Origin of the sequence: Bdellovibrio sp. HCB-110, assembly GCF_047323225.1 — a bacterium.
Taxonomy (GTDB): Bacteria; Bdellovibrionota; Bdellovibrionia; order Bdellovibrionales; family Bdellovibrionaceae; genus Bdellovibrio.
In genome coordinates this window covers 63439-75787 of sequence record NZ_CP178750.1, presented here as the reverse complement: position 1 = coordinate 75787, position 12349 = coordinate 63439, and the positions used below count along the sequence as shown (strand labels likewise).

Sequence of the window (12349 nt, the reverse complement as noted above, 5' to 3'; positions counted from 1 at the left end):
AAGTTGCATCGTCATTCCCTTTATTCTTGGCCCCGTTTATTCTTCTCTTCTTCTCCATAGTGTAACTCTCGAGATCTAAGTTTTTCTTCCCTCAAATCGTTTTCTACTTTTAAACGAAGGGTTTCCTTTTCCTGAAACTCTTGTTTCCTGGTTTTTGCACATATAGACGAAAATACACAATGAACACCCGCAGACAAACCTCCAACAACTGCAAAACTAGTTCCCACTGTTACTCCTGCAATTGGATTTGCGGACAGAATAGGAATGCCCAGAAGAAAGCCAGCACTGACAGATCCCCATATCTCTTTCATACAAGCACTAATACACTGATTGGTTGGCATAACTTCCGAATAGGGGGGATATGTAATTTCGGAATCCCACGCAATAGTTTCAGCTCGTGCCGATGGAACCAAGAAGAGCACGAAAATGATGTGTACTAAAATTCTACTCCGCACGGGAACTCCTTATTTCTTTAAACGCCTAAAGGATAATGTATAAATTAAATTTAGTATAGTGACGTCAACAGAACTGACTTGCGTCCGGAAAAAGCAATTGATGAACAAGGAACTAATTGAATTAAACTTGAGAAAAAGACCGATAGCCGAAAAGACGTAAGATCATCGGACGCAAATTTTAACAGACCTATTCAAAATTAAGAAGATCGTGAAGGCTAATCTTGTAGAGTTTCGATACCTTCCAAAGCGTAATTATTGTTACATTCTTTCCCGCTTCCATTTTCTGTAGATGTCTCCAATTAGACCATCCATGCTCTTCCGCTTCCTCCAGCGTCCATCCCTTTTTATGGCGTAAGTCGCGTAGTCTAGCTCCTAGTTTCTTAAGAAATTTTTGCTCTTGGAGATCAATATTCATTCTCAAGATTTTGTTTAACACCACCGATGAGTAGTACGCCCGATAATATGTATTTGAAGGTAGAATGAAGAAATTGTTCTTGAAATTGCCGATCTACGTTGAATGCGCCAGAATCCCAAAAAACGGAGCATTAAATAGAACTCTTAGAAAGATTATATTAATGGGTGTGCTCACAGTACTTACGGCTTCCTGTGCTCACCAAAAACAACTAAGTCGCGATGAATGGTTGGCTTTAACACAGAGAAACTACTCAGGGGTAACCAAAGAAACACTTATTGCAAAAGCAGAAGAAGTCTTGCGGCTAGCTGATGGGGATGACTTTAAATTCCATCACTCCGAAAATGGGTTTACAGCCTCAAGAAATTGGCTCGTATATATTGTTATCGGGGCTGCATCTGGAACAGATGTTTGGAACTTCCAAGTGGAACCCACGACAGATAGTTGGAAAGTAAAAGTATCCGTTTCTACGACTAGCGGAAATACCAGCGCTACAGCAGTCGGCGCAATAACCACCCCAAACCAGTCTTCGACGGAGCAAGGCAATGCCATTTATAACATATTCTGGAATCGGTTGGATTACTTACTCGGAAAAAGTACCCAATGGATGGATTGCCGATTAGCTTCAAGGAAACTGTCGTCTGGGGAATACTTCGGCAATGACGAAGCTCTATGTAACTCATTTAATATGACAAATAACTATCCATTAGACTTGTCCGATGCGGAAATAGAACGAATCTTTCAAACATATCCTGTCGCCAAAGAGGACTATTTAAAAAAAAGAAGAAAGAGTCAGGCCAAGGAACTTTAAGCCTAGAAATAGAAAAAGCCGCTCTATGGCGGCTTTTTACTAAATGGCGGAGAGTGAGGGATTCGAACCCTCGAGCCCCGCGAAGGGCTGCCAGTTTTCAAGACTGGTGTATTCAACCACTCTACCAACTCTCCGTCGACCGTTTTATGGGTTTTGACGTGAGTATTCAAGCAGTTGTTGCGTCTAACGCACCCCAGTTAGAAAAAATCCCCTGGCACCTTTTAGCGGATTTCGGTTTTGCCGCCCATGTAGCTTTGCAGAGCTTTTGGGATGGCTACGGAACCGTCTTCGCGTTGGTAGTTTTCTAAGATTGCTACCAATGTTCTGCCTACTGCGAGGGCAGATCCGTTCAAAGTGTGAACGAATTGAGGTTTGCCGCCCGCTGTGCGGAAGCGAATATTCGCGCGACGAGCTTGGAAGTCCTCAAAGTTAGAACATGAGCTGATCTCGCGGTACGTGTTCTGACCCGGAAGCCATACTTCCAAATCGTGCGTCTTTGCAGATCCAAAACCCATATCGCCCGTGCACAGAAGCATACGGCGGAATGGAAGTTCCAAATCCATCAATACTTGTTCTGCGTGAGACGTCAAAGCCTCATGAACTTCATAAGACTTATCCGGATGACAGAACGTCATGAGTTCTACTTTGTCGAACTGATGCTGACGGATCAGACCTTTTGTATCGCGACCTGCACTTCCAGCTTCAGAACGGAAGCATGGAGAATACGCGCAGAAACTTTGTGGCAAATCTTTTTCATCCAAGATCTCGCCATTGTAGTAGTTCGTTACAGGCACTTCGGCAGTCGGAATCAAATAAAGATCCCAACCTTCCAAATGGAAAACGTCTTCTTTAAATTTCGGGAAGTTTCCAGTTCCAAGCAAACTGTTAGAATTCACCATGAACGGAGGAATCATTTCTGTATAACCATGTTTTGTAGAGTGCAAATCCATCATAAATTGGATGAGTGCACGCTCCATTTGCGCAGCCGCTCCTTTAAGGAAGGCAAAGCGAGTTCCCGTTGTTTTGCCGGCTCTTTCAAAATCAATGATATTCAAAGATTCGCCAAGCTCCCAGTGTTCCTTCGGTTTGAAAGAAAACTTCGTCGGAGTTCCAATAACTTTAAGTTCTTTATTTTCTTTTTCAGAAGAACCCACTGGCACAGAAGCATTCGGCTTGTTTGGAATCACCAAAGCCAAGTTCGTCACTTCTTGATCTGCTTCCGCAGCTTTTGCTTCAAGTTCTTTCACTTGAGATTTTAAAGTTTCTACTTCCGCTAAAATTGCAGAAGCATCTTTACCTTCGCGCTTAAGCTTTCCGATTTCACCGCTGAGTTTATTCTGATTGGCTTTCGCTGACTCAGCTTGCGTGATCATTTCTTTGCGCTTTTTATTGAGCTCCATGATTTTTTCAAGGATGTCTGTCGATGCACCACGATTGATCAAGCCTTGCTTGTATTCATCAAAGTAAGAAGGTCCATTTTCAGCTTTTTTCTCAAGAAGTTTAATATCGATCATTTCAAAGAATCCTTTTCAAAGACTACACAAGGCTGATCAAAAAGGCCCATTCGACTGCGTTGTCGGCCTTCAGGGGGCTACCAGTATATACATTCTTAATAGCATTGCTACAAGGACGCAAATCAGATCAAAGATCAAAATTTGTCCAACACTCCAGTTCGCAAGAAGCTTTAAGATGACCCCAAGAACCACAACCATTACAAAAATAAGAGCAAAAGTTCCATAGCCGACAAGCTCCTGACCGATTAGACCAAGGACGAGTCCCAACAGAATTCCTGTTATAAAGCGTAATGTGAAATGAAAAAAGGAAAGCGTGGATGACTTAACGCCCTCTTGTGCGCTGCTTGCAAGTCCTCTCATTTTATCGCCGATTCCCATGGCTTGTTCCTCCGTTGTCCGTCCTAGTTGCCGAGTCTTAAAAGTTTGTTCTCTATTTCAGCACGATCCAAGGCATTTGGCGAGAGGCCTAAATATTTATTATAAGCCTGCGCCGCAGAGCGAGCGTCGCCCTTCACTTCATAGATCGCCCCTTGCTCTCTATAAATCTCTGCATAACCACTTTCGCGAGCCGCCGCCAATGCCAACATGTCTTCGGCCACATCAATGGAGCCCGATTGGCGATAACAAGTCGCTGACTTCACGTAAATATCCGCCCCTTGAGGACGGAGTTTCATCGCTTGAGAATACTCCGCCGCACATTCCGCATACTGTCTGCGCGCCGTGAAAACTTCAGCCGCAAGAATATATGAGTCAGCCACGTTCGGATTGATTTTCTTTTCAGCCTTAGATGCCTCTAATGCCATTCCAAAATCCCCAGAAGAGAACGCCGCTTTTCCGATATAATAATAAGTGCGCGGGTAGTTGGGATTGAGTCTTTGCACACGTTTAAACTGCTGAATGGCTTCTTCAAATCGACTTGTTTCCAAATACAGCTTACCAGCTTGAAACAGAGCTTCTCCATCTGTCGGATCTAAGACGGCGGCGCTTAAGAAGGCTTTCAGTGCTTTGTCGTTGAGACCCAGAGCTTTTTCACTCTCTCCCAAACCCAACCACGCTTTTTTATTTTTAGGGTCGGCTTCCACGACTTTTTCGTAAATTTCCTTAGACTGACTATAACGATCCTCCGATTTATAAACCTCTGCCAAAGCGACACGATAATCCAATGTGTAAGAGAAGCGTTTGATCAACTCATTGAGATAATTAATCCCAGAGTCCACACCATTCGTTTGCGCTAGCATCTTCGCATAAGTGATTTGTGCTTCGGGATTTGTCGCATCAATCTCGACTGCTTTTGTTGCATAACGAATAGCATCTTTAGCAGCATTTTCTTTTCGCTCGATCTCTTTTTTATTGATCGGCATCACAGAGCGGGCAAGCAGTCCATTCGCTTTAGAAAGAAGAATGAAAGTTTCGATGTCTCCGTCGTAAGCTTTCACCGCGCGCATCGCAAAACTGATCGCACCGACCATGTTGTTTTTGCGGAACTCCAACATCGCGAGGCCACGCAAAACTTCATAGTTATTCGGAGCAATTCTTGTCGCATTTGTGAGAGTTTGCAGTGCTCCCACAAAATCGAATCTTTGCGACATGTAATCGGCCCGAAGAACATAGGCAGAAATTAGTTTTGGCTCTGCCTTAATGGCTTTATTGAGCCACTCGATCGCTTCAAAACTTTGATTGAGTTGCCACAAACATTTTGCTGCCTTCATTGCTGCCGTTCCATTTTTTGGATCGACTTCAAAGGCTGCTTTGAACTCGGCTTGAGCCGCCAAGAAGTCTCCCTGACGGACGTATTGGTCACCCAAGTAAAGAAGTTCGTTATTCTGACCTTTTTCACCTTTGATTTTGTCAGAGCCGCCAAGACGAATTACGAGTTGGCGAATCTCACTGTTGTTTGGATTTAAAGAAAATCCTTTTTGAGCTGCATCCAACGCTTTTCGTTTCTCCCCACGAAGAACATAGATTTCCGCAAGCACAGAATACCCATCGGCTTCAATGAGCTGAGAGACTCGTCCCTTAGATTCCAAAGCCGTGCTCAAATAACTATAAGCCGTGTCTGATTTTTTAAATCCACGATACTCAATCACACCCAAAAGAATCTTGGCTTCACGATGTTTTGGATTTTTAGCGACGACATTTTTAAGCAAGCTCGCACCCGACGTGAAATCACCTTGCTCTAACAAAACTTTTCCAAGCGCCACTTGCGGGTGAAGCCATTTTTCCCAAAGCTGCGCGGCTTTTTCATAGTAGGGAACGGCATTCATCAGATCTTTTTCACCCTCAAGAAGCTCCGCTTTAAAGTCATACATCACCGGCAATAAAGAGAACGGCTCATTGGTTTCAAGAGTCGACTCAACAACGCCTTTCGCTTCTTTGTATCGACCGGAAGTCATCAATTTTACAGATTCACAAACTTGTCCGAAGGGACTCACGATGTTCAAAGCTCTCGTCGCCTGAGTCGCCGCAGCCACGGTTTTAATATCTTGGGCATCTTGGACAGAAAACGGCCAAAGCTCTTTGTAAACCACACAAAGAAGAGCTCTGACTTCGATATTCATCGGAGCGCCCTCAACGATAGAAACCAATTTGTTTTGAGCCGCGATATAAGACTCAAAAGTATCCTGCTCCATCGCATAAAGAGCTTCGTTCAATTTCTCTTTAACTTGTTGATCAGACAACGTCGCTGAAGATTTTCCTGGAGCTAACAAATGAATCTTCGATCCATCCGCAGGGCCGCTGTCCCACAGAAGAAAAACACCAATGACAATCACGCACGCAAGGATGATCGCAGGAAGTTTTAAGTTTTTTGCGATCTCGCCCTTTTCCATGTTCTTCAAATTTGAAAGCTCAATCACTGAATCGGATTTTTGATTCGAAGTCACATTGGCAATGGGCACCGACGCCGGCGGCACATAAGCAGGACGATCATAAACGTCGATCTGCTGTTTTGGTTTATCTACTTTGATATTTGCAAAACTGTCGGGAGTCGGCGTTTGATTTCCTTGCGGTTGTTGTTTCGGCGGAGGCTTCGGCGCATGCACGATCACCGTTTCCGCTTCCATCTTTTGCGCTTTTTTTGGATCAACATCGACAACGCCTTCAAGAGCTTCGAGAAGTTTGTCGTAGAACGCAGCCTCTTTAGAAATCAAAGTCCATTGTCCATCGGGAAGTTTCGAGATCATTTCCTGACCGGAAAAGACGCCCTCGCCAATCATGCGAAGAATGGCTTCTGTGGAGTATGGCCCTTTAACTTGACCATTCCGTGTTTTAACAACCCAAGTGACCTGAATACGTGACATAGACAGTTGATTATACTGAGCTTTTTAACAAGGGACTAGGGTCCTGCGGACTGGCCTTGAAGGTCTGTGCTTTAGTCAAGGAATGGACCCAAAAGATGGTTCCAGAATAGAACCTCCGTCCCATTATGGAATTACCTCTGGTTCCGATTTGAGTGTGAGGACGACGGAGGTCGGTCCTCAAATCGAAATTAAGGCAGTTCCAAGAGTGTCTCAAATTGGCACACGGTTTGCTCTATACCTAGATGTTAGTTGTTATTTGGGGAGATTAGATAAGTGATCAGAAACGCATTGATAGCAGTATACATCTTGGTTGTTCTCGCGATTTCAGCAGTGGCTCGCGCAGGAGTTCTACCAAACAATGCACAAGGCGAAGAACTTACTTCATCTGAACTTCAAAACTACAACTTCAAAACACATGTAGGTGAAATCGTGGCTTTGGCTGACGGATCGCTAGTTTTGGCGATGGAAGATCAGCAATCATTCTTCGTATTGAAGTCACAAATGGATCTTACAGCTTTTATTGGTTCTAAAGTTATGATTAGCGGTATTGAACTTGAACATCAACTTGCTCCCAACTTCGAGCTTGAAACTGTGGACCCCCTCCCTGGTTTCGGTTCTGGGAACAAAACGGTCGTCTTCTTTGTGTTCGGTATCAGCGAGGTTAGATAATAACCTTGTGATCATTGGGTCTCAGCCCCATCCCCTCCGCGGGCTGAGACTTTTCTTTTTTTCTTAAAAAGGCCTACGGACCCCCTCCTTGTAGGCCTTTTTCTTTTTTAACTATCGCAGAAAATAATAAAGGCTCCCCGAAGGAAGCCTGATTAAGAACTTAATTTTTCAACAGTCGACTAGTCGATGCGACGGATGTTGGCGCCCAAGCTTGAAAGCTTGTCTTCCAATTTTTCGTAGCCGCGATCCAAGTGATAGATACGATTTACAACTGTCTCGCCACTTGCAACAAGTCCGGCAAGAACTAGGGAAGCACTCGCACGAAGATCTGTCGCCATCACTGGAGCACCTGTCAACTGACCTGGCTTTCCGCGCACAACAGCCACGCGAGTTTTTGGAGTGATATCAGCACCCAAACGAGTTAACTCCGTCACGTGCATGAAACGATTTTCAAAAACAGTTTCAGAGATAACACTCGTTCCGTGAGCGACAGTCATCAAAGCCATGAACTGAGCTTGAAGGTCTGTCGGGAAAAGCGGGTGAGGTGCTGTCGTAATATCGACGGCTTCCCACTTATCACAAGGGAAAACCGTCATTGAGTCTGCTGTTGTTTCAATTTTAAATCCAGCTTCACGCATTTTTAAAATCAAAGCTTCAAGATGTGCAGGCACGCACTTATTCACGGTCACTTGACCTTTTGTGATGGCCCCTGCGATCAACAAAGTTCCCGCCTCAATACGATCAGGCATGATGGAGTGAACAGCAGGTTTCAATTTAGAAACACCTTCAATGCGGATCACACTTGTTCCGTGACCTGTGATCTTTGCACCCATCTTATTTAGATACTCTGCAAGATCAACGATCTCTGGTTCTTTCGCTGCATTCTCTAGAATCGTAACTCCGTCAGCAAGAGTAGCTGCCATCATCACGTTCTCAGTTCCGCCAACAGTCACAGTTTCAAAAAGGAAAGTAGAACCTTTCAGCTTTTTAGAAGCGGCGTGAACGTAACCTTCTTTTTGCGTGATCTCTGCACCAAGAGCTTGAAAGCCTGCCAAGTGAAGATCAATCGGACGACTTCCAATCGCACAACCACCGGGTTGAGAAACAACGGCTTCGCCGTACTTCGCAAGCATCGGTCCCATACACAAGAAACTCGCGCGCATTTTACGAACTAAATCATAAGAAGCTTCGTAAGATTGAAGGGGACTTACCGTTACGTGGAATTCGTCGCCAGTCCATTTCGTCTCGCAGCCAAGGCTTTGCAATAGTTCCGCTGTCGACTCGATGTCTTTAAGCTTCGGAACATTTTTGAAAACGTGTGTGCCTTCAGCAAGAAGTGTTGAGAAAAGAATTGGAAGAGCTGCGTTCTTCGCGCCACTCGTAGAAACTGTACCTTTAAGAGGGCCATTGCCCGTGACTACCATTTTATCCATGCGTTACTCCACGAATGACTCTATCATGCCCGGAAAGATCTTTGATGACACTGATTTCGTTAAATATTTTTAAGTTTGCGAAGTGCTCTTTCATCGCGGGTCCCTGAGTCATGCCCATCTCCATCAACATGATTCCTGGAGACTTTAAGTGAATTCCGTAAACTTGCGACCAACTCTTCAACAAAGCAAGTCCCTCAGCCTCTGCATACAAAGCTGAGTTCGGCTCAAACTTCTTCACGTTTTCTTCCACACCCGGGTCGCCGTGAGCGATGTAAGGAGGGTTGGAGATGAGGGCATCGACTTTGTCCTTACCGACAAACTCTTTGTAGGCTGACATCACAATATCTTGGTTGGCTGCATCGGCATGAATGAATCTCACGCGATCAGAAAGTTCTAAAGTCTCTGCATTGCGTTTTGCCACTTCCAATGCCTTTTCAGAAAGGTCGACGGCGATCAAACGAGCTTCGGGAAATTCCTTCAGTAAACTAAGTCCAATACAACCGGAGCCACAGCCCAGATCAATAAATCCAAAATGAGATTCTTTTCCTTCGGCCCATTTAACAACTTCTTCAACGACGTGTTCAGTTTCAGGACGGGGAATAAGAACGGAAGAGTTCACTTCAAAACGATGACCAAAGAAATCGCGATAACCAAGTATGTAAGCAACAGGTTCCCCCGAAGCACGGCGGCGGACAAGCTCACGTAACACCGCAAGCTCGTCTTCTTTCATAGGTTGATCAAAGCGAAGATAAAGTTGAATGCGCTCAAGCTTCAAGCCATGCGCAAGCAAAAGCTCCGCATCCAAGCGGGGGCTTTCGATTTTTTTATCTTTGAAAAATGCCGTCGTCTTATCGAGGATTTCTTTTAGTTTCATTTATTAAGCAGAGGCGGTCTGTCTTTTTAAAGCCTCTGCTTGGAAGTTAGCAACGAGTGGGTCAATCAGCAACTCAAATGAGCCGCCCATGACCTGGTCTAGCTGATGAATCGTCAAACCGATACGGTGATCGGTGATACGAGTCTGAGGGAAATTGTAAGTACGGATGCGCTCTGAACGATCTCCCGTACCGATTTGCTCCAAACGGACATCGGAAGCTTCTTTACGAGCCTTCTCGTCTTCGATTTGTTGCAACTTAGCGTAAAGAATCTGGAAAGCACGCTCTCTGTTGGCAGATTGAGACTTACCTTCTTGGCACTTCACATCAAGACCTGTCGGAAGATGCACGACACGAACTGCGGATTCCGTTCTATTGACGGACTGACCGCCCGAACCTTGCGAACGCATAGTTTCAATACGCACGTCGCTCATCGGGATCTTGATTTCGTTCACTTCAACTTCAGGAATGACCGCCACAGTCACCGTGGATGTATGAATACGTCCTGCGGCTTCCGTTTTTGGAACACGTTGAACGCGATGAACACCGCTTTCATACTTCAATTTACTGAAAACCGAGTCGCCTGTGACGCTCGCGATGATCTCTTTTGCTCCGCCGGCATTACCTTCAGAGTAAGAAATCATTTCGACTTTCCAGCCTTGAGAAGAAGCGTAGTGCACATAACCACGGAAAAGCTCATCGGCAAAAAGTGCGGCCTCATCACCACCGGCTCCTGCGCGGATCTCTAAGATGGTATTCTTATCATCGTTAGGATCTTTAGGAATCAGGGCGATTTTGAGTTGTTGTTCAAGCTCAGGCAAAGAAGCTTCAAGCTCTTTAACCTCTTCACGAATCAACTCGCGCATTTCTGGATCTTGTTCCGCTGTTAAAAGCTCTTTGCTGGCTTTTAAGTTCTCTGTCTTTTTCTTGTAGTCACGATAAGGAACAACGATCTTTTCAAGGCTGCCAAGTTCTTTCATCAAAGCGCGATACTGAGTTTGGTTTGAAGCAATATCGGGCCTTTGAAGAGCCATATTGACTTCTTCATAGCGTGATTCAACTTCAGCCAATTTCGAGAACATGGGAGTTACTCCTAGAGCGGTTGCAAAATCGTGGGGCTCAGAAACGACAATGCGGTTCGAAGAGTGAACCGCATTTCATACAAGAACGTCCTCCGAACGGAGGGCCGAAATTTACTTTTTGCCGTAACGTTTTTTGAAACGATCGATACGACCTTCAGTATCCATCACACGTTGTTTACCAGTGAAGAAAGGGTGAGATGCAGAAGAGATCTCAACTTTGATCAAAGGATACTCTTTACCGTCTTCCCACTTGATAGTTTCTGAAGAATGAAGAGTAGTTGTTCCCAAGAATGCGTAATCGCAAGAGATATCCTTAAATACAACAGTATTTACTTTTGGATGTAGGTTTTGTTTCATGACCTGATTCCTTCTAAATAATTTAACCTATGGGTCTTAAGATGTAAGGGTTTAACATAGTGGTCCCCCTGTGTCGAGCAGAAATCGCTGCTTTTTTTGGCAACAAACTGCTTGCGGAAGGGGTGGATTGGTTTATAAATACCCTCGTATTATCAGCACCTTAACTAGGGTAACAAACGCCGGAGGTTTTGCAATGAAAAGCTCATCTGAAGTCGAAATTCAGGACTTCCAGGGATTCAAACCCGAGGCTTTTCGCTTTCTACGCTCCTTAAAACGCAACAACAAACGGGAGTGGTTTCAGCCGCGAAAAGAGAATTATGAAGAACTTCTTCGCCACCCCATGATGGCTGTTGTTTTTGAATTGGCCGAGGAGTGCAAAAGCTTTGCCCCTGAAATTGGCTTTAATCCAAAAAGAAATGTCTTAAGAATTTATCGCGACACGCGCTTTAGCAAAGATAAGTCGCCTTATAAAACGAACATCGCCGCAAGCTTTCCGTTTGGGACTTACGCAAAAAACATGGACAGCCCTGGGCTTTATTTGCATCTTGAGCCGGGCCAAGTGTTTGTAGCGGGCGGCCTTTACATGCCAAGCTCTTTGCAACTTCGAAAAATTCGCGAGTCTATTTTGAAAAATCCAGATGCGTTTTTGGATATCGTGGAAGCTCGTGAGTTTAAAAAACACTTTGGCGCGCTTGAGGGAGAGAAATTAAAAACCACTCCCCGTGGAATTTCCCCTGAACATCCGATGATTGAATATCTTCGTCACAAACAATTTTTCGTCTCTCATACTTTTGAAGAGAGCGTCGCGATGAAAAAAGATTTTCCGAAAAAGATCGCCAAAGAGTTTAAACAAATGATGCCTCTTTTACGTTGGCTCAATAAATCCCAAAGTCTGTGGTAAGTGTTGATTAACAATTTAATCTTTTGCTTTTTATCTTAAAGACCGGGCGGCTCTTGCCGCTCTTTGAATCCTCCTTGAAGCTGATCGCGAAACCAGGAGGATATTTTATGAAATCGTTGATCCTAACAACTACTCTGCTTGCCTTATCGGGGGCGGCTCACGCGGAAACTATTTACTGCTCTTTCACAGAACCGTTTTTAACCGTCACCTACAATTCAGAAACAAATAAAGTTGCAGTGACTTCTCCTGATCAAGGCTCGGCAGAGGCAGATGGACACGTTACTTATCAAAAAGGTGGGATCATAAAAATCACCGCTGACGGAATCACTCACTGGTTGGAAGTGAATCTTACAAAAGAAGGTTCCGATGGGATGTCTGACTTCGTCTATCCTTTTGAAGGCAGCGTCAGCGGACAACTTTTTGGTGGTTGTGAAACTGATACGCTCAAGAAACAACCGAAACCTTAACTCATACACGCGACAGACTTAGAAATAACAAAAGGGAGTCATAAGACTCCCTTTTGCAGTGTAGCCAGAAAAAAGAA

13 protein-coding genes and 1 tRNA gene are annotated in these 12349 nt (G+C 44.6%); 4 read left to right on the top strand and 10 right to left on the bottom strand.

The annotated features are described in order from the left end of the window. Positions 1–20: 20 nt before the first annotated feature. Both ACL934_RS00375 and ACL934_RS00370 read right to left on the bottom strand, forming a co-directional pair. On the bottom strand, positions 21–311 hold the full coding sequence (locus ACL934_RS00375; protein ID WP_413612883.1) for a hypothetical protein: 291 nt from the start codon (positions 309–311) through the stop codon (positions 21–23). Between the two features lie 331 nt (positions 312–642). Continuing rightward, positions 643–870, bottom strand: coding sequence for a helix-turn-helix domain-containing protein (locus ACL934_RS00370; RefSeq protein WP_413612882.1), 228 nt, complete (start codon positions 868–870; stop codon positions 643–645). Positions 871–934: 64 nt separating this feature from the next. Between ACL934_RS00370 and ACL934_RS00365 the strand changes: the two genes are divergently transcribed. Beyond that, positions 935–1678, top strand: a complete 744-nt coding sequence (locus ACL934_RS00365; protein ID WP_413612881.1) for a hypothetical protein — start codon at positions 935–937, stop codon at positions 1676–1678. Between the two features lie 44 nt (positions 1679–1722). Here ACL934_RS00365 and ACL934_RS00360 read toward each other — a convergent pair. The 4 genes from ACL934_RS00360 to ACL934_RS00345 form a co-directional block, all read right to left on the bottom strand. After that, positions 1723–1812: transfer RNA gene (locus tag ACL934_RS00360), tRNA-Ser, on the bottom strand. A gap of 87 nt (positions 1813–1899) precedes the next feature. Beyond that, positions 1900–3192, bottom strand: a complete 1293-nt coding sequence (gene serS, locus ACL934_RS00355) for a serine--tRNA ligase (protein ID WP_413612880.1) — start codon at positions 3190–3192, stop codon at positions 1900–1902. Positions 3193–3261: 69 nt separating this feature from the next. Beyond that, positions 3262–3570, bottom strand: coding sequence for a hypothetical protein (locus ACL934_RS00350; protein WP_374076658.1), 309 nt, complete (start codon positions 3568–3570; stop codon positions 3262–3264). A gap of 23 nt (positions 3571–3593) precedes the next feature. Next, on the bottom strand, positions 3594–6491 hold the full coding sequence (locus tag ACL934_RS00345) for a tetratricopeptide repeat protein (protein ID WP_374076656.1): 2898 nt from the start codon (positions 6489–6491) through the stop codon (positions 3594–3596). Between the two features lie 273 nt (positions 6492–6764). Here ACL934_RS00345 and ACL934_RS00340 point away from each other — a divergent pair, with 273 nt between their 5' ends. Then, positions 6765–7160 (top strand): hypothetical protein, encoded by a 396-nt coding sequence (locus tag ACL934_RS00340; protein ID WP_374076654.1) that lies wholly within the window; start codon positions 6765–6767, stop codon positions 7158–7160. Between the two features lie 179 nt (positions 7161–7339). On the opposite strand, the gene murA is transcribed toward ACL934_RS00340, so the two are convergent. The 4 genes from murA to ACL934_RS00320 all read right to left on the bottom strand — a co-directional run bounded on the left by murA (position 7340) and on the right by ACL934_RS00320 (position 10904). Beyond that, positions 7340–8593, bottom strand: a complete 1254-nt coding sequence (murA, locus tag ACL934_RS00335; RefSeq protein ID WP_374076652.1) for a UDP-N-acetylglucosamine 1-carboxyvinyltransferase — start codon at positions 8591–8593, stop codon at positions 7340–7342. Continuing rightward, positions 8586–9467 carry a peptide chain release factor N(5)-glutamine methyltransferase gene (prmC, locus tag ACL934_RS00330; RefSeq protein ID WP_413612879.1) on the bottom strand — a complete coding sequence of 294 codons (882 nt, stop codon included), beginning with the start codon at positions 9465–9467 and terminating at the stop codon, positions 8586–8588. The genes murA and prmC overlap by 8 nt, the downstream gene beginning before the upstream one ends. Positions 9468–9470: 3 nt before the next feature. Further along, positions 9471–10547, bottom strand: coding sequence for a peptide chain release factor 1 (gene prfA, locus ACL934_RS00325; RefSeq protein ID WP_413612878.1), 1077 nt, complete (start codon positions 10545–10547; stop codon positions 9471–9473). A 111-nt stretch (positions 10548–10658) separates the two neighbouring features. Then, positions 10659–10904, bottom strand: a complete 246-nt coding sequence (locus ACL934_RS00320; RefSeq protein WP_374076646.1) for a type B 50S ribosomal protein L31 — start codon at positions 10902–10904, stop codon at positions 10659–10661. A gap of 193 nt (positions 10905–11097) precedes the next feature. Between ACL934_RS00320 and ACL934_RS00315 the strand changes: the two genes are divergently transcribed. Both ACL934_RS00315 and ACL934_RS00310 read left to right on the top strand, forming a co-directional pair. Continuing rightward, positions 11098–11805: a DUF2461 domain-containing protein gene (locus ACL934_RS00315; protein ID WP_413612877.1), complete on the top strand. Its 708-nt coding sequence runs from the start codon at positions 11098–11100 to the stop codon at positions 11803–11805. A gap of 107 nt (positions 11806–11912) precedes the next feature. Beyond that, complete coding sequence (locus ACL934_RS00310) at positions 11913–12272, top strand: hypothetical protein (RefSeq protein WP_374076643.1); 360 nt, start codon at positions 11913–11915, stop codon at positions 12270–12272. Positions 12273–12349: the final 77 nt, after the last annotated feature.